Source organism: Streptomyces sp. NPDC051018 (assembly GCF_044456085.1).
Taxonomy (GTDB): domain Bacteria; phylum Actinomycetota; class Actinomycetes; order Streptomycetales; family Streptomycetaceae; genus Streptomyces.
In genome coordinates this window covers 20,736-37,865 of the sequence record NZ_JBITFN010000023.1, presented here as the reverse complement: position 1 = coordinate 37,865, position 17,130 = coordinate 20,736, and the positions used below count along the sequence as shown (strand labels likewise).

The following is a 17,130-nucleotide window of genomic DNA, read 5'->3' as shown; positions in this document are numbered from 1 at the left end:
CGGACGGGCCGCCGGGGCGTGGCCCGTGGCGTCCGGGGCCCCGGGCGGGGCCGGGGACGGGGAGAGCGAGGCGGGACGGTCACGAGGGGGACACCTCCGTGGGCGACTCGGACGAGTGAGGGCGAATGGGGCTACAAGGGCGAATCCAGCACACCGTAGGCCCATACGATCGGCAGAAGGTCGCACCGACCGGCCGCCGCGCGTCCGTGTCCCCCATTCGCGGTAACGTGGCGGGCGATGAACGCCACGCCCCCTGTCTCCGTGATCATGCCGGTCCTCAACGAGGAGCGGCATCTGCGCAACTCGGTCCGTCACATCCTCGACCAGGAGTACGACGGCGAGATGGAGGTGGTGATCGCGCTCGGCCCGTCCACGGACCGTACCGACGAGATCGCCGCCGAACTGGTGCGGGAGGATCCCCGGGTCCACACCGTGCCCAATCCCACCGGGCGGACCCCGGCCGCGCTGAACGCTGCCATCAAGGCGTCCCGCCACCCGATCGTGGTGCGCGTCGACGGGCACGGGATGCTCTCGGCGAACTACATCGCCACCGCCGTGCGGCTCCTGGAGGAGACCGGGGCGCAGAACGTGGGCGGCATCATGCACGCCGAGGGCGAGAACGACTGGGAGCACGCGGTCGCCGCCGCGATGACGTCCCGGGTCGGCGTCGGCAACGCGGCCTTCCACACGGGCGGTGCGGCCGGTTCTGCGGAGACCGTGTATCTGGGGGTCTTCCGGCGTGAGGCGCTGGAGCAGCAGGGCGGCTACAACGAGGAGTTCATCCGCGCCCAGGACTGGGAACTGAACTTCCGGATCCGTGAGGCGGGCGGGCTGATCTGGTTCTCGCCGGAGCTGAAGGTGCAGTACCGGCCGCGGCCGTCGGTGCGCGCGCTCGCCAAGCAGTACAAGGACTACGGCCGCTGGCGGCATGTCGTCGCCCGCTATCACCAGGGTTCCATCAATCTGCGCTATCTCGCGCCGCCGGTCGCCCTGTGCGCGATCGCCGCGGGGACGGTGGTGGGCGTGGTGCTCACGCCGTGGGGGCTGGTGATCCCCGGCGGGTATCTGGCCGCGATCACCGCCGGGTCGGTACCGGCGGGCAAGGGGCTGCCGCTGAAGGCTCGGCTGCGGATCCCGGTGGCGCTGGCGACCATGCACATGTCGTGGGGCTTCGGCTTTCTGACCAGCCCGCGCTCGCTGGCGAAGAAGGTCATCGCGAGCCGCCGGCCGCCGGCGAAGAGCGCCGCGTCCGCCTGAGGGCCCCGGTCCGGCGGCCCCCGGCGAAGAGCGCCGCCTCCGCCTCAGGCCCCCCGTCCGGCGGCCCCCGTATGTGCAGCCCCTCCGGCGATTGAGGAGCGGGGTCCGGGGCGGAGCCCCGCAAGGGCCGGCACCCTCAACGGCCGTTCCACACTCCGGCTCGACGGCCGCTCGCACCCGAGCAGTGTGCCTGGGCACCCGGCCCTGACGCCCCGGCTTGGGGTGGATGCACCGCTCCCTCACCCGCGGCCGGTACGCGGGAGTACGCGTACGGCAGAACGGCACGGGAGAAGGGCCCGGGTGACATCCCCGGACCCTTCTCCCGTACGCGTTTCTCCCGTACGCGGTGGCGCTACCACGCGCGCCCTACCAGGTGAAGCCCTCCTGGACGGGCATGCACGCGTCCTCGTCGTCACCGGCCAGCGGGTTCGCCGAGCTCGGCGCCTTGGTGCTCTTGGGCTTCGGCTTCGGGAAGGTGTCGCCCTGGCGCCAGTCGGCGCCCACGATCAGCGTGATGGAGTCGGTTCTGTCCGACTCCTTCACGGCCGACACCGGGATTCCGAGGGCCTTGGCGACCGCCTGCGCGTCCCCCTCAAGCTCGGAGCCGTTGTAGCGGACGACCGTCTTCTTCTGCGGGTTACGGGAGGAGTCGGCCACCGCCTGGGTGAAGCCCTTGCCGCCGAGGAGACCGGCGACCGTGGAGGCCCGGCCCCTCTCGGCGCCCATGCCGTCGCCGTCGGTGCCGTTCTGCACCCGTACCGCGATCTCGCCCGGCGCCGCGGCCGGGTCCTGGGAGACGGCGGGGGGTGAAGGTTTCTTCTTGGGCGTCTTGGACCCCCTGCCGTCCAGCGGTATGTCCTCGCGGACCATCTCGAAGAGCGCCTCGGCATCGCCCGGCAGCGGCTCGACCTTGGCGCGGAAGCCCGGCCGCTCCGAGTAGCGGGTGGGAATCGTCGTCGCCGTGATCCGGCCGGTCGGCACGCTCTTCAGTGAATTGCCGATGTCCAGAAGCTTTTTGACGGAGTCGATGCCCTTGTCCACGGTGAGCGCCTCGATGGCCGCCTCGGCGAGCTTGCGCAGCTTGTTGGGGTCGGTGAGCTTGGCGTTCTTCCGCAGTTCCCGGACCATCGAGTTCATGTACATCTGCTGGGCGCGTGCCCGGAAGAGATCGCTGCCGTCGCCGAAGCCGTAGCGGGTACGCAGCCACTGGAGCGCCTGCTCGCCCTTGACCGGGGTCGTCCCCTTCCGCAGCGTCAGCCCGGAGCCCTCACCGGTCCTGGTACGGGAGCGGATGTTCTGCTCGACGCAGACGGGGACACCGCCGATGGCGTCCGCCATGGACACCACACCCGCGAAGTCGATCATCATGAAGTGGTCGATGGTGATACCGGTCAGATGGTTCCAGGTGGCGACCGTGCACCCCGGACCGCCGCGTCCCAGTGAGGTGTTCGTCTGCGCGAACCGCAGCTCCGGGTACTTCTCGCCGTCCTTGTCCTCGCACTCCGGGATCGTCAGCATGGTGTCGCGCGGCATGCTGATCAGCGAGATGTTGGAGCGGTCCGCCGACAGATGCAGCAGCATCTGCACATCGGCGAGCGGCTTGGAGCCGAAGGTCTCCTTCGCTCCGCCGAGCTTCTGGTTCGCCTTGCTGTCCCGGGCGTCCGAGCCGATGAGCAGGATGTTCAGCGGTGTCTGGCCGTCGGCGTTGGGCTTGTGGTCCGGCATCTTCTTGCCGAGGGTCAGATCGTCCTTCTTGAGCTTGCCGTTGAGGTGCTCGTAGTAGAGGTATCCCGCCGCCGCGGTGCCGAGTATCAGCAGCGACAGCACGGCCGCGCCCCACTTCAGTATGCGGAGCTTGCTGTTCTTCCGTGCTCCCCGGCCGCCCCGTCGGGAGCCGGAACCGCGCTGACGCGACGACCGCGGCCCGGAGCCGCCGCCCTTGGCACCCCTTCCGGATGATCTCCTCGTACGACGCCGGGACGTGTTCTCGTCGCCGTCGCCTCCCGACTCGTACAGGCTGTCGTCCCACCCGAGGTCACGGGGGTTCCGGACGCCGCCCTCGGTCCCCTTTCCCCGTACGCTGTTCTTTGCCACCCCTGAGCCCCCTGCTGTCATGCGCCCGGCGCGGCCCGGTTTTCTTCCCGGGTCACTTGGCACACACCTGCTTGTCCGCTCCGACCTTCTGCACACCCTCCGGCGCCTTCGCCGGTCCGGTGATGGGGATGCCCGCGCCCTCGAAGTCGTCGCCGAGCGTGAGCTTCATGGGCTCGCGGCCCACGGCGTTCTCCGTACCCTGCTTCATCGCCGAGGCAGGCAGTCCCATGAGGTCCGCGAGGGTGCGGGCCTGGTCCGCCTGGTTCGGGCCGTACTCCAGGATCGTCTTGGCGACCTTCTGCGGAGCGTTGGCCTCATTGCTCGACTTCAGCACGCCCTGCTTCTCCTCCTGGAGCCACTGGAGCGTCTTGGAGGCCGCCCCGGAGGTCTCGCTGCCGTTGTAGACCGCCACCCGGACGTCCGATGCCTTCGCCCTGGGCCCCTGAAGCGGTCCCGGCTTCTTCGCCGCGGCCTTTTCCTCCTTCTCCTTCTTCTGCACTTCGGTGAGCGAGGTGTCGTTCTTTATCATCGAGAACAGCTGCCCGGCCTTCTCCTCCTGGAGCAGGACCGTCGCGCCGTCCGTGTTGTCGACCACCGGCACGGTGGTGAAGGTGATGTTCTTCGGATCCACCTCCGCCAGCTCCATACCGAGTTCCTGGAGCTTCTTGATGCTGCCTATGCCGGTGTCGACGGTGAGCGCGCTGGTGGCCGCCTCCGCCAGGTCCCACATCTTCGTGGGGCTGGTGAGCGTGTCGCTCGACTTCATCTTGCGGATCATGGAACTGAGGAACTGCTGCTGGATCTCGATCCGGCTGAGGTCGCCGCCGAAGCCCACCGAGTGCCTGGTCCGGACGAACGCCAGGGCGTCCTCGCCCTTCAGGACGTGCTTGCCCGCCGGGAGATTCAGCTTCGAGTCCTTGTCGTTGATGGGCTTGGCGAGGCAGACCTCGACCCCGCCCACCGCCGTCGACATCGTCTTGACCGCGTTGAAGTCGGCCATCATGAAGTGATCGACGGGGATACCGGTCATCTCCGTGACCGTGCGCATGGTGCAGCCCGGGTCGCGGCCCGCCTGGCCGAGGCTCTCGTTGAACCGGGTGTTCGACGTGCCGGGGATCGTCTTGGTGCCGTCCCCGTCCTTCGTCTCACAGGAGGGGATGTCGGTGATCAGATCCCGGGGGATGGAGAGGGCGGTGGCGTTCGTCCGGTCCTTGGAGACATGGAAGAGGATCGTCGTGTCGGCGTGCCCGGGGCTGTTGCGGTCGCCGTAGGCCGTATTGCCCTCTCCGGTCCGCTTGTCGGTGCCGATGACGAGGATGTTGACGGCCTTGTCCTTTTTGAAGCCGCCCGTGCCCGCGCCCGCGACATCGACCGTGTTGAGGTTGGAGTCGAGACGCTCGTACAGGACGTACACGCCCACCGCGCCCGCCGTGACGGCCAGGGCGAGCACCCCGCCCGTCCACATCAGGACCTTCTTCTTGCGGGACTTGGGCTGCTTGCGCTTACGGCGGCCCGCGGTGGGCGGATTCGAGCCACCCGAGGCGTCTCCCGCACGGTGTGAGCGCTGCGGGGGCACCTCGCGGCCCGGAGCGGCGCTCCTGCGGCCGCCGTCGGTGCGCCGGCCCTCCGTGCGCCGGCCGTCACCGCGGCGGGCGTCGGTACGCCCGCCCTCCGCGAACCGGTCTCCCGTGGGAGCGCCGTCCTCGGGGGCGCGGGGCCCGGGCGTTCTTCTGCCGGAGGTTCTCGACGAGGTCGGAGGGGCCGTCGGCGACGACTGCGCTGGGGATTGGTCCAGTCGCAATTCGTAATTGCCGGTCTGCGGGTTGAGCACCCACTGGTCGGCGGGGTCGATCTCGTCCGCCCGCCCACGGCTCTGCGCATCCACGGTTTTCTGAATCCTCCGTCGGTGCCACGCGAAGCGCCTCCCCCGGTGGGCGCTTGGTCTCTCGATCCAGCAGTGCACGACGCAAGCCGGTGTACCGGATCGCGCCACACTATCCGCCCAGTTCAACGCGGGGCGACGCCCGTGACAAGTTCCGCGCACCTTACAAGGGGGCATTCCGCCCAATCCGTATGGTGCGGTCCTGTGCTTTGGGCATCGCTTTACTCACACAGGCCCACCGCCGCATTCGTTCCCGAGAAAGCGGGAGCGGGAGACGGGGAAGCCGGCCCGGTGTCATCCGGCCTCCGGTGGGAATCCGTCCCCTTTTCCGCGCTCTTGTTCCTGTCGGAACGGTCCCGGCCCCCCGGCGGTACGACGGTGATGGGGGTGTCCTCACGCAGCTGCCGGAAGAGCTGCGACGCCTTCGGCTCCACGAGTTCGTCGCGGTTCGGATTGCCGGAGTACGGCTGCCGGGGCACGGTGAGGAACTGCACACGCTCGGTGGGGATGCTCCGGACGGCACGGGTCAGATCGTAGAGATCCTTGAGTGAGTCGAGCCCCGGATCCGTGGTCAGCGACTTGGTCGCCGCGTCCAGCACCCCGTAGAGCTTTCTCGGATTGAGCAGGACGCCATTGCTCTGCACCTTCTTCACCAGGGAGCCCAGGAACTGCTGCTGACGGCTCATACGCTCGGTGTCGCTGCCGTCGCCGAGGGACTTGCGGGCCCGCACATAGCCGAGCGCCTGCTCGCCGTTGAGGGTCTGTCTGCCCTTGCGGAGCTTCAGCCTGGCGGCGGGGTCGTCGATCGGCTCCTTGAGACAGATCTCGACACCGTCCACCGCGTCGACCATCTCCTTGAAGCCGCGGAAGTCCACCACCATGTGGTGATCGATCCGCACGCCCGTCATCCTCTCGACCGTACGGATCGTGCAGGCCGCGCCGCCCCGCTCGAACGCCGAGTTGAACTGCGCAAGCCGGCTGCGGCTGCGGGTGCCGTCGGGGCGGCGGCAGCTGGGGATCGTGACCATCAGATCGCGGGGCAGGGACACGGCCGTCGAACTGCGCCGGTCGGCGGCGATATGCAGCAGGATCACGGTGTCCGCGCGCTGGCTGCCGCCGTCGTCACGGCCGTACTTGCGGTTGCCCTTGCCCGACCGGCTGTCGGAACCGAGCAGCAGGATGTTCTGCGCGTTCAGCACGATCGGGAGGGGCCGCTCCTTCTCGTACGCCTCCAGTTCGGCGGCCGTTCCGACGTCGGTGGTGATGTTGCCGTCGAACTTCCGGTAGATCCACCAGGCCGTACCGGAGGCGGCGAGCAGTACGAGGGAGGTGCCGAGCGCGGCCCAACGCACCCATGGGCGCCGCCTTTTGGCCCCGGGGGGCGGGGTGCCGTCCTTGGGCTCCACCGGGAAGGGGGTGGTGTGATGTGTATCACTGTCGTCGGGTGGGTGGTGGCCGGAGTGAGCGTCGAGCGGGCCGCCGGGGGTGCCGGGTCGATCGTCGCCGGGGACGCCGGGGGCGCCGGGGTCGCTGTGGTGCGTGCTGCCGGGAGCGGGGGCGGGGGCGGCCGGGGTGCCGGAGGCGTCGGTGTCGGCGGGAGTGCCGGAGGTGTCGGCGGGGGCGTCGGAGTCGGCGGGGCGGTCCGGGCCGTCGGGGGTGGCCGCGCCGGGCGCGGGTCCGGCGGCCGCGGTGGTGCCGGGTCCGTGAAGATCGGGGTCGTCATCGGCCCCGGTCCCGGCGCCGCTTTCGGGCTCGGGGCCGGGGCCCCAGCCGCCCGAGCCGTCGGAGCCGCCGGAGTCGCCCGGCGCGGGAGTGCCGGGCTCGGACGCGGAGCCGGTGCCGTCACCGCCGCCGCCACCGGCGGCATCCGTGCCGGGCGCGCGCTCGTCCTCGGCCCCGCCCTCGGGCCCGGTCGGCGTGCCGGCACTGTCCGTCACTTCTGCGTCCATCCTTCACGGCGTCGGCGGCGCGCTGGACCGCCGATCTCACAACTAGACGGCTGAGCCTCGCGCTTGGTTGTGCGTTGAAACACGCGTATCGCCGATCATCCACCGGAGCGGGAGAACCAGCCCGGGGACTCGGCTCTGCTATAGGCCATGTGGGTGGATTTTGGACTTTTGTCACACCATGAACACTTGTTACTGGATGGTGGTGGTGACGCGCTCGCTCTCGATCCGCTTCCTGAGGTCCTCGGGCGGCAGCCGGTCGAGGTTGCGGCACAGCACCACCGACGCCCCGGCCGCGAGCGGCGCGTACAGCCCCGCCGACAGCCCCTCCCAGGAGTCGTACGCCCGGCCCGTCAGCAGCCGGGACCCCGCCGTCAGCCCCAGTTCCGCCGCGTCGGCGCGGGACCGTTCGACCAGCTCCGCCCCGCTCAGCTCCGTACCGCCGACGGACAGTGCGGGGGCGGCCGGATCGACGGGGGCGTACGGGGTGAAACGGTCGCCCTGGCCCGGTACCTCGACGGCGTAGTCGGCGAAGCCCCGCGGGGGTTCCGGAAAGCGCCCGCCGAGGGGGCGCAGTGCCAGCGCCACCCGCTCGCCGGAGCAGGCGCGCGCCTGCTCCAGTGTGTCGGGGCCGCTGACGACGAGGTCCGCGTCGGCCGGGTCGCCGCCGATGTCCACGGTCACTCCCACCGACGCGCAGGCGATCAGCCAGACCGCGCTCTGCCAGTGCGCGGGCAGCAGCAGCGCGAGCCGGTCGCCGGGACCGGCGGCGAGATCGCCCTGGAGCAAGTTGGCTGTCTTGGCCACCCAATTGGCGAAGGTGGCGACGGACAATTCCACCCGTTCACCGGTGGCGTCGTCGTAGAAGGTGGTCAAAGGGCGCCCGGGATCCGCGGCGAGCGCGGATCGCAGCAGGTCGGCGGGGGTACGGTCGCTGGCGTTCACCCGGCAAAGGGTACGCGCGGCGGTGCTGCCGGGCTGTCGGACCGGGGGCTCCGTCCACCGGTCGGACCGATGGGCCGTCAGTTTCCCGGCGGATTCCAGCGAGCGGAGTCGGTGACTTTCGATTCAGGATCGATCCATGCGTGGAATCCTGGCTTCTTCGACCGGTGTCGCGGCCTCCGCCGCGCTTGTCCTCTCGCTCACCTCGGGCGCGGCGGCCGCGCCCGAGGCCGCGCCGCCACGAGACAACCCGCCCCGGGCCGTCCCGGTCCCGGACGTCCCCGGCTCCACCCAGTCGCTGCCCCTGCCCTCGCTGTCGTCGTCGCCGTCCACCCGCTCTCTCGGCCCGGCGGTCCAGGAGCGCGGTCTGCTGGAGCGCAGGGTCAAGCCGTTCTCGCTGGTGGGCGTCGTATGGAGCGACGCGACGGCCGAACTCCACGGCACGGTCCAGATCCGTACGCGCGCGACCGGTTCCGGAGTCTGGTCCGAGTGGCAGGACGTCGAGACCCACACCGCCGAGCACGGCGCCGACCCGGACACCCGTGAGGGTTCGTCGGGCAGGCTCCGGGGTGCCACGGCCCCGCTGTGGGTGGGCGCGTCGGACGGCGTGGAGGTACGGGTCAGATCCGAGGAGGGCGAACCGGCGCCGCTGCCAGGGGGGATGCGGCTCGAACTGGTCGACCCGGGCGAGGCACCGGCCGCCGAGCCGGCGGCGCCCCCCGGAGCCGGACCCGCCGAGCCGGCCGTGCCCCCGGGAGCCGAGCCCGCCGAGCCGGCCGCCGGGGGATCCGTGACTCCGGCCGCGGGTTCTGTGGCCCAGGGCCCGCCTCCGGTGCCGACCACCCGCACGATGGTCCCGGCGTCCCTCACCGCGGAGGCGCCCGGCGCGGTATCGGCGCCGCGCACGGAAGCGCCCGCCGGAGCCGGTACGGACGCGGCTGCGGCGGCCGCTCCCGAAGGCGTCACGGCGAAGAAGAAGTACGTGGGACCGCGCCCGGTCATCGTCACGCGTAAGAAGTGGGGCGCCAGTGAATCCCTGCGTGAGAAGGGGTTCGTGTACACCAAGACCGTGAAGGCCGCCTTTGTACATCACACTTCCACGGGAAACGCATACACCTGCAAGCAGGCGCCCTCCGTCCTCCGCAGTATCTACCGCTACCACGTCGTGAGCAGCGGCTGGCGCGACTTCGGCTACAACTTCGCCGTCGACAAGTGCGGAAACATCTACGAAGGCCGGGCGGGAGGCGTGACCAGGCCCGTTCTCGGGGCCCACACCCTGGGATTTAACTCAAACAGCATGGGCATCGCCGTGCTCGGCACATACAGTCGCAGCAATCCGCCCACGGCTGTCGTGAAGGCGGTGTCCAGGTTGACCGCCTGGAAGCTCGGGTTGTTCGACGCCAACCCGAAGAGCAAGGTGACGCTGACCTCCGGGGGGAGCAACAAGTACAAGAAGGGCAGGAAGGTCAGCTTCAACGTCATCGCCGGGCACCGTGACGGATTCCGGACCGACTGCCCCGGCACCCGCCTCTACAACAAGCTCGGCACCATCCGGAGCGCCTCCGCCAAACACCAGGGCCGCGGCTGACGGTGAGGTGCCGGCCCAGCCGCGCACACCGGCCGGTCTCGAACGAGTGCCCCATTCCGGCCCGAAACAGGAAAGCAGAGACGACAAGGTGACTGAAGCCATCCTCCTCGTCGGAGGCAAGGGCACCCGCCTGCGCCCGCTCACCGTCAACACGCCGAAGCCGATGGTTCCGGCGGCGGGCGTTCCCTTCCTCACCCATCAGCTCGCGCGGGCCCGGGCGGCGGGTGTGGAACGGATAGTCCTGGCCACCTCGTATCTGGCCGAGGTGTTCGAGCCGTACTTCGGCGACGGGTCCTCCCTCGGACTCCACCTGGAGTACGTCACCGAGAAGGAACCCCTCGGCACGGGAGGCGCGATCCGCAATGTGGCGGACCGGCTGGAGTCGGGCCCGGACGATCCGGTCCTCGTCTTCAACGGGGACATCCTGACCGGGCTCGACATCGGCGCGCTGGTCGCGACGCACGCGTCGTGCGGGGCGGATGTCTCACTGCATCTGACGCGGGTGGAGGACCCCAGGGCGTTCGGCCTGGTGCCGACGGACCGCGACGGGCGTGTGACGGCGTTCCTGGAGAAGCCGCAGACGCCCGAGGAGATCGTCACCGACCAGATCAACGCGGGGGCGTATGTCTTCCGGCGCTCGGTCATCGACACGATTCCGGCCGGGCGGCCGGTCTCCGTGGAGCGGGAGACCTTTCCGGACCTGCTCTCCGCCGGAGCGCACCTCCAGGGCATGGTCGACTCCACGTACTGGCTCGACCTGGGCACACCCCAGGCGTTCGTCCGGGGCTCGGCGGACCTGGTCCTCGGGCGGGCACCGTCGCCGGCGGTGCCCGGTCAGTGCGGTGACCGGCTGATCCTCGACTCGGCGGTCGTCGCGGCGGACGCGAAGGTCACCGGCGGCACGGTCGTCTGCGAGGGCGCGACGATCGCTCCCGGCGCCACCGTCGACGGCAGTGTCGTCCTCGCGGGGGCGGTCGTCGAGGAGGGCGCGGTGATCACCTCCTCCCTCATCGGGGCGGGCGCACGGGTGGGGCGCCGCGCGTCGCTCTCCGGCACCGTCGTCGGCGACGGAGCGACGGTCGGCGCGGACAACGAGCTCCGCGACGGCGCCCGCGTCTGGTGCGACGCGGTCCTGGCCCCGGCCACGATCCGCTTCTCCTCCGACCAGTAGCCCCTGAGCCTTGCCTTTCCGCCCGCCCGGCGTCCGAAAACGCCGGGCGGGGTGTTGGTGGGCTGGGGTTTCGGTGGTGGTTGCCCGGAGGGCTTGGGGCCGGGCGGCCGTGGGTCTTCCGGGGCCGGGGCGTTTTTCTGAGCCCGTCCGGCGTTTGAGGACGTTGGTCGCGGTGGGGCGCGGTGATGGTTCGGGGCGGGGTCACGTGGCGGCCTCGGTCCGGGGGTGGTGACGTTTTCCGGGCTCGTGCAGTTGGCCGTTTCGGCCGGTCCGGGCTCGGGAGGTGTTTTTGAGCCCGTCCGGCGTTTGAGGACGTTGGTCGCGGTGGGGCGCGGTCACGGTCCCGGGCAGGGTCACCTCGCGGTCACGGTCCCGGGCAGGGTCACTCCGCGGTCACGGTCCCGGGCAGGGTCACCTCGCGGTCACGGTCCCGGGCAGGGTCACTCCGCGGTCACGGTCCCGGGCAGGGTCACCCCGTGGCCACGGTCCCGGACACGGCCACGCGGCCCCCGCCCGGGGGACGGCCACCATTCCCAGCCCGTCCGGCGATTGAGGACAAAAAACAGCCCCCTCCGCCCCCGCCCCCACCTCACCGCCTAGGCTCGTACCCGTACCCCACCCCCGAGGACCCCCGTGTCAGGCCGCTTCTCCCCCCGCCCCCGCGCCGCAGCCCCCGTACGGCTGCCCGCGCAGGCACCCGCCGGACCTCGCGGGCAGGAGCGGACGCACACACGGCGCTGGTCCCCGCCCGCTCCGCTCGATCTCGCGCTGGTGGTCACGCCCCTGCGGCGCGGCCCCGCCGACCCGACGTTCCGGATGACCCGGGACGGGTCGGTCTGGCGGGCCACCAGAACCCCGGAAGGCCCCGGCACCCTGCGGATCCACCCCCCGGCGGCCGGTGACATCGTGGCCGAGGCGTGGGGCCCGGGCGCGACCTGGCTGCTGGACGGGCTGCCGGGGCTGCTCGGCGAAGGCGACGACCCCTCCGCCTTCACCCCCCGGCACCGGATCGTGGCGCTCACCCGGCACCGCCGGCCGGGCCTGCGGCTCACCCGTACCGGCCTGGTCATGGAGTCCCTGATTCCGTCGATCCTGGAGCAGAAGGTCACCACGGACGAGGCGTACCGGGCCTGGCGTCTGCTCGTCAGGAAGTACGGGGAACCCGCGCCCGGCCCCGCCCAGCTCCCCGGTCCCGGTCTGTTCGTGATGCCCGAGCCCCGTACCTGGGCGCTGATCCCGTCCTGGGAGTGGCACCGCGCGGGCGTGGACAACAAGCGCGCGTCCACGATCCTGCGCGCGGTGCGGGTCGCCCGCCGGATGGAGGAGGCCGCCGCGATGGAGCCCGAACAGGCGCGGGCCCGCCTGGAGTTGATCCCGGGTATCGGCCCCTGGACCTCCGCCGAGACCGTACAGCGCAGCAACGGCGCACCGGACGCCGTCACCGTCGGAGATCTGCATCTGCCGGGCATCGTCGGCTACGCCCTCGCGGGCGACCGCGACGCCGACGACGCCGCGATGCTCGAACTGCTGGCGCCCTACGCGGGCCAGCGCCACCGTGCCGCCCGCCTGATCCTCCTCAGCGGCCGGACCCCGCCCCGCCGTACCCCCAAGATGCCGCGCGTGGACATCGGCCTGCTCTGACGGCGGTCTCGACCGCCCCCCGCCCCGCCCCACCGCCTGACGCCGACGCCCTCCGCCCGGCAGCCACCGGTAACACCGCCCCCGGCCCGGGGCCGCAAGTGTCCGTGTGCCGAACCCCGGCCCACCGGCATCGCCACCGATGTCCTCAACCACCGGACGGGCTGACACACGCGCCGCCCCCGACGCAGAAACGGCCCGCCACCGTACGTGCCCGGAGCCGTCACCGTTCCCGTGCCCCGGGCCGCAAGTGCCCGTACCCGGAACCGTGGTTCACCGGCATCGCCACCGATGCCCGCAACCGCCGGACGGGCCGAAGCAGACGCCCCCGCCCCAACCCGCCTCTCCCCGCGGGCAGCTGACCACGCACCAGGCACGGGCCCCCCGGGTCACCGCCCCCGCAGCCACCCACTACCGGCCACCGCCCCCGTCAGCGCACTTCGATGAACGCCCCCGCGTCCCGGGACGGCCGCTCCTTCGGCGGTGCGGCCGCATGCCCCACGGCGACCGCTCCCATGGGGTCCCAGTCCGCCGGCAGCCCCAGCACCTCCCGTACGACGTCACGGCAGAACATCGTCGAGGACACCCAGGCCGAGCCCAGCCGTTCGCCGGCCAGGGCGACCAGGAAGTTCTGGACGCCCGCGCCCGTCGCGACGACGAACATCTCGCGCTCCGCGCCGTCGCGCCGCTCGTCCCCGTAGTGGTGGGAGCCGTCCATCACCAGACAGGGGACGACCAGATACGGCGCCCGGCGCAGCACCTCGCCCCGCCGCACGCGCTTGGCGACGGACTCCTCCGACTTGCCGTCCCGCCGCAGGTCCGCGATCCAGGCGTCCCGCATCGCGTCCAGCAACTCCGTGCGGGACGAGGCCGATTCGAGGAGGACGAACCGCCACGGTGTGGTGTGGTGCGGCGCGGGCGCGGTGACGGCCGCGGCGACGGACCGGCGGACCGCGCCGGGATCGACCGGCTCGTCGGTGAACTCCCGGACCGTACGCCGCTGGGTGACCGCCTCCCGTACCGCCTCGGACGTCCCGAGCCGGAACATGTCGTCGGCCGCCGGGCGGATCATCGCCCGCGCTCCCTCGTCCCGCTCGCCGTCCGTCCCGCCCACGAGATGTCCGAGGCCCCGGACGACGGCCACCGGCAGGCCCTCGGCCTTGCCCTTGACCAGGTCACCGGCCGCGGCGAGTTCATCGGCGGTCGCGGTGACGGTCGCGCTCAGGGGATTGCCGTATGTGTCGGTTCCGCCCCGCAGATCGTCGAGGACCCGCACCCCGGCCGCGCCGATCGCGACATCGGTCAGCCCGTTGCGCCAGGGCCGCCCGAAGGTGTCCGTGAGGATGACGCCGACGTCGATACCGAGCGCGGCGCGCAGACCCTCGCGGATGGCGCGCGCGGACGCGTCGGGGTCGGCGGGCAGCAGCAGCACCGTCCCGGCGGGGGTGTTGGACGCGTCGACCCCGGCCGCCGCCATCACCAGCCCCTGGCGGTTCTCGACGATACGGAGGCCGCCGCGCCGGGCCACCACCCGGACGGTCTCGCCGTCTATGGCGGCCTCACGGTCCCCGGCGGCCAGCACCCTGCCCTCCGCCTTGCTCACGATCTTGGAGGTGACGAGGAGGATGTCCCCGTCCGCCAGTCCCGGTTCGGCGGCGGCGATCAGCTTGGCGAGATCGTCACCGGGCCTGATCTCCGGCAGCCCGGCCGTCGCCCGGACCTCGTACGCGCTCCGGCCGGCCCCCTCGGCACCGCCGCCGCCACCCCCGGCACCGGCCTCCGCACCGGCTTTCGCGTCGGCGCCCGCACCCGTAGCCGCACCCGTAGCCGCACCCGTAGCCGTGCCGGTGCCCGTACCCGTCACGGTCCCGGCGGCCGTACCCGTAGCCGAACCCGTCTTCGTCCCCGCACCCGTCAGGGCGGACGCGGCCGCCCCCGTACCCGAGCCCGCGACCGCGTCCTCCGCACCCCTGCTCACGCCGTGACCTCCGACGCCAGTGCCAGCGCCTGCCGGGCCATCTCGGCCGCCGCGTCGACGTCCGTCATCATCAGCGGTACGGCCCGGCAGCGGATTCCCGCCGCCTCGACGTCCGCGACCGTGTCCGCGTCCACGGTGTCGACGAGCCAGCCGTCCAGCAGCCCGGAGCCGTAGTGCGCGGCGACCGCCGCGGCCGTCGCCTCCACGCCCACCGCCTCGAGGACCTTGTCCGCCATCCCGCGCACCGGCGCGTTCCCGACGATGGGGGAGAGGCCGACCACCGGGACGCCCGCGTCGGCGATGGCTTCCCGGATGCCCGGCACCGCCAGGATCGTGCCGACGCTGACGACCGGGTTCGACGGCGGGAAGAGGATCACCTCGGCCGAGCCGATCGCCTCCAGTACCCCGGGGGCGGGCTTCGCCTGGTCCGCCCCGACGGGCACGACCGCCTCCGCGGGCACGGAGGCCCGCAGCTTCACCCAGTACTCCTGGAAGTGCACGGCCTTGCGCTCACCGTCGATCTCGACGGCGACATGGGTCTCGACCCGGTCGTCCGACATCGGCAGCAGCCGCACTCCGGGCTTCCAGCGGGCGCACAGGGCCTCGGTGACGGCACTGAGCGGATAGCCCGCGGCGAGCATCTGCGTACGGACGATATGGGTCGCGAAATCACGGTCGCCGAGGCCGAACCACTCCGGCCCCACCCCGTACGCCGCCAGTTCCTCCTTGACCCGGAAGCTCTCGTCCGTACGCCCCCAGCCCTGCTCCTCGTTGATGCCCCCGCCCAGGGTGTACATCACGGTGTCGAGGTCCGGGCAGACCTTCAGCCCGAACAGATGGATGTCGTCACCGGTGTTCCCGATCACCGTGACGTCCGCCTCGGGCGCGGCCTGCTGGAGACCGCGCAGGAAACGGGCGCCGCCGATGCCGCCGGCCAGAACCACAATGCGCATACGGACAAGCTTCTCAGGCCGGTACGACATCCTGGGCCGCCGGGGCGCACTGAGCGGTGTGCATGGGCATCTCGGTCAGGCCCGGGTAGTAGATGTGCAGGGATACGGCCGGTTCGAGTGAATCATTGATCACCTCGTGCGTGTAGCCCGGCGCGAACACCCGCTGGGTGCCCGGTCCCCGTACCCGCGCGCCGTGCGCGGTGTGCTCGGTGAGGCGGCCCTCCAGCACGGTCAGCAGCCCGGACGACTGCCCGTGGTCGTGCAGCCCGCTGCCCTGTCCGGGCACCCAGGACAGCAGCCACACCTCGTAGCCGGGTCCGGTGCGCAGACGGTGGTACCAGCGGGTGGTCGCGTCGTAGCGCACGAGCGGGGCCCACTGGCCGCGGTCGGCGGCGACGGCGCGCGCGAGTCCGGCGAATTCGGCGACGGTGGCCGGATGCTCGGGCGCGGGGCGGAGAAGGTGCTGGACGGAGAGGATGTCGCCGGCGATCTGGAGGTCGCTGTCGCTGTTCATGGATGCGGGGTTCCTCGGCGGAGAACGTGGGGGTCCGGTGCGGTACGCGCTGGATCGCGGACGTGGGGCGTGGGACGTGACTCGTCGGACACGGCTGCGGAACAGCGAGGGAGGCCGGTGGTGCTGGAGTGAGCCCGGAGGCGCGGGGAGTGCCGGTGGGGCCGGTGTGTCAGGCGCCCGGTGGTCCGGCTGGAGCGCTAGGGCATCAACAGCAGGAGCGGCGGCAACAGCGACAGCGAGCCTGTACAGCGCTGCGGAACCCACGGACGGGGGTCGCGAGAGGCGCGGAGGTCGCTGACATGCGACCCACCGTGACGGCTGGGCCGCCATGATGTCAACTCGGTGGTCGATTTGGCCCTAATGTTTCACCTCATCCGGTTACGGAGAGCGGAGAAAGGTTTGTGCAGTGCGCGGCCCGGAGACATGGCGCAGCAACCGCGCACTCTGCGCCAGTCACCGCCGATCACGCCGTAAACCTCCGGGCGATCCTGTGACCGGACTGTGATCCGGATCGCTTCAGTGGCTCGATCGCAACAAGATCGAACGCGGGGACGTCTCCCTTCGTAAGAGGGGAGGGCGCGGGGGATCGCGGGGCACCTAGCAGGCAAGTGTCAGTTTTTTGGTGATTTGAACACTTTCCGCATAGCCTTGGTTCCGCAGAGTGAATACGGGGCCCAATAGCAGATCTCGGCTTGACTGGCCCGGATCCACACACTTGTAATTTCACTCGTGTCGTTCGGCCGAATCGATCACGGCAACATCACGGGGACGCCAAGACAGACGAGGGGCGCACATGACCGAGCTGTTCGAACAACTGCTGGTCGAAGACGCGGACGACGAAATCGGCTGGCAGGAGCGCGCGTTGTGCGCCCAGACCGATCCCGAGTCCTTCTTCCCCGAAAAAGGCGGGTCCACCCGCGAGGCGAAAAAGGTCTGCCTCGCCTGTGAAGTCCGCTCGGAATGCCTTGAGTACGCCCTCGCCAACGACGAGCGATTCGGCATCTGGGGCGGACTGTCGGAGCGGGAGCGCCGACGGCTGAAGAAGGCGGCGGTCTGAATCCGGTGCGGACCGATGGGCCCGAGCAGTCGGCCGGCGTATCCCGCACGCTCCGAATACGGGGCGCCGACAGGGGCGTTACGCTTCTGACCGCGCCGCACCACGGTCCG

The 17,130-nt window shown here is 71.2% G+C and carries 12 protein-coding genes; 5 read left to right on the top strand and 7 right to left on the bottom strand.

The window, feature by feature from the left end; genetic code table 11:
- Positions 1 to 237: 237 nt before the first annotated feature.
- On the top strand, positions 238 to 1,257 hold the full coding sequence (locus ACIBCM_RS29640; RefSeq protein WP_399248507.1) for a glycosyltransferase family 2 protein: 1,020 nt from the start codon (positions 238 to 240) through the stop codon (positions 1,255 to 1,257).
- A 366-nt stretch (positions 1,258 to 1,623) separates the two neighbouring features.
- Here the strand turns inward: ACIBCM_RS29640 and ACIBCM_RS29635 are convergent, their stop codons facing one another.
- From ACIBCM_RS29635 to ACIBCM_RS29620, 4 genes are all read right to left on the bottom strand, one after another.
- Positions 1,624 to 3,372: an LCP family protein gene (locus ACIBCM_RS29635; protein ID WP_399248505.1), complete on the bottom strand. Its 1,749-nt coding sequence runs from the start codon at positions 3,370 to 3,372 to the stop codon at positions 1,624 to 1,626.
- Positions 3,373 to 3,403: 31 nt separating this feature from the next.
- Positions 3,404 to 5,236 carry an LCP family protein gene (locus ACIBCM_RS29630; RefSeq protein ID WP_399248503.1) on the bottom strand — a complete coding sequence of 611 codons (1,833 nt, stop codon included), beginning with the start codon at positions 5,234 to 5,236 and terminating at the stop codon, positions 3,404 to 3,406.
- 218 nt (positions 5,237 to 5,454) lie between these two features.
- Positions 5,455 to 7,182, bottom strand: a complete 1,728-nt coding sequence (locus ACIBCM_RS29625) for an LCP family protein (RefSeq protein ID WP_399248501.1) — start codon at positions 7,180 to 7,182, stop codon at positions 5,455 to 5,457.
- Between the two features lie 189 nt (positions 7,183 to 7,371).
- Positions 7,372 to 8,124: a TIGR03089 family protein gene (locus ACIBCM_RS29620; protein ID WP_399248498.1), complete on the bottom strand. Its 753-nt coding sequence runs from the start codon at positions 8,122 to 8,124 to the stop codon at positions 7,372 to 7,374.
- Positions 8,125 to 8,260: 136 nt separating this feature from the next.
- Between ACIBCM_RS29620 and ACIBCM_RS29615 the strand changes: the two genes are divergently transcribed.
- From ACIBCM_RS29615 to ACIBCM_RS29605, 3 genes are all read left to right on the top strand, one after another.
- On the top strand, positions 8,261 to 9,709 hold the full coding sequence (locus ACIBCM_RS29615) for a peptidoglycan recognition protein (protein ID WP_399248496.1): 1,449 nt from the start codon (positions 8,261 to 8,263) through the stop codon (positions 9,707 to 9,709).
- 88 nt (positions 9,710 to 9,797) lie between these two features.
- Positions 9,798 to 10,880, top strand: coding sequence for a sugar phosphate nucleotidyltransferase (locus tag ACIBCM_RS29610; RefSeq protein WP_399248494.1), 1,083 nt, complete (start codon positions 9,798 to 9,800; stop codon positions 10,878 to 10,880).
- Between the two features lie 633 nt (positions 10,881 to 11,513).
- The gene (locus ACIBCM_RS29605; RefSeq protein ID WP_399248492.1) at positions 11,514 to 12,521 is read left to right on the top strand and encodes a DNA-3-methyladenine glycosylase family protein; all 1,008 of its coding nucleotides are present in this window, start codon (positions 11,514 to 11,516) and stop codon (positions 12,519 to 12,521) included.
- Positions 12,522 to 12,948: 427 nt separating this feature from the next.
- On the opposite strand, the gene ACIBCM_RS29600 is transcribed toward ACIBCM_RS29605, so the two are convergent.
- The 3 genes from ACIBCM_RS29600 to ACIBCM_RS29590 all read right to left on the bottom strand — a co-directional run bounded on the left by ACIBCM_RS29600 (position 12,949) and on the right by ACIBCM_RS29590 (position 15,963).
- Positions 12,949 to 14,382 carry a coenzyme F420-0:L-glutamate ligase gene (locus tag ACIBCM_RS29600; protein WP_399248637.1) on the bottom strand — a complete coding sequence of 478 codons (1,434 nt, stop codon included), beginning with the start codon at positions 14,380 to 14,382 and terminating at the stop codon, positions 12,949 to 12,951.
- Positions 14,383 to 14,492: 110 nt separating this feature from the next.
- Entirely contained in the window at positions 14,493 to 15,449 is a 957-nt protein-coding gene (gene cofD, locus ACIBCM_RS29595) for a 2-phospho-L-lactate transferase (protein ID WP_399248490.1), read from the bottom strand.
- Between the two features lie 13 nt (positions 15,450 to 15,462).
- Positions 15,463 to 15,963: a cysteine dioxygenase gene (locus ACIBCM_RS29590; RefSeq protein ID WP_399248488.1), complete on the bottom strand. Its 501-nt coding sequence runs from the start codon at positions 15,961 to 15,963 to the stop codon at positions 15,463 to 15,465.
- 793 nt (positions 15,964 to 16,756) lie between these two features.
- On the opposite strand from ACIBCM_RS29590, the gene ACIBCM_RS29585 reads away from it, so the two are divergent.
- Positions 16,757 to 17,020, top strand: coding sequence for a WhiB family transcriptional regulator (locus ACIBCM_RS29585; protein ID WP_006348971.1), 264 nt, complete (start codon positions 16,757 to 16,759; stop codon positions 17,018 to 17,020).
- Positions 17,021 to 17,130: the final 110 nt, after the last annotated feature.

What these genes read in the sequence shown, in the direction of transcription:
- ACIBCM_RS29640 (WP_399248507.1), top strand. Translation starts at nt 238, where the DNA reads ATGAACGCCACGCCCCCTGTCTCCGTGATCATGCCGGTCCTCAACGAG.
- ACIBCM_RS29635 (WP_399248505.1), bottom strand. Translation starts at nt 3,372, where the DNA reads ATGACAGCAGGGGGCTCAGGGGTGGCAAAGAACAGCGTACGGGGAAAG.
- ACIBCM_RS29625 (WP_399248501.1), bottom strand. Translation starts at nt 7,182, where the DNA reads ATGGACGCAGAAGTGACGGACAGTGCCGGCACGCCGACCGGGCCCGAG.
- ACIBCM_RS29615 (WP_399248496.1), top strand. Translation starts at nt 8,261, where the DNA reads ATGCGTGGAATCCTGGCTTCTTCGACCGGTGTCGCGGCCTCCGCCGCG.
- cofD (WP_399248490.1), bottom strand. Translation starts at nt 15,449, where the DNA reads ATGCGCATTGTGGTTCTGGCCGGCGGCATCGGCGGCGCCCGTTTCCTG.
- ACIBCM_RS29590 (WP_399248488.1), bottom strand. Translation starts at nt 15,963, where the DNA reads ATGAACAGCGACAGCGACCTCCAGATCGCCGGCGACATCCTCTCCGTC.
- ACIBCM_RS29585 (WP_006348971.1), top strand. Translation starts at nt 16,757, where the DNA reads ATGACCGAGCTGTTCGAACAACTGCTGGTCGAAGACGCGGACGACGAA.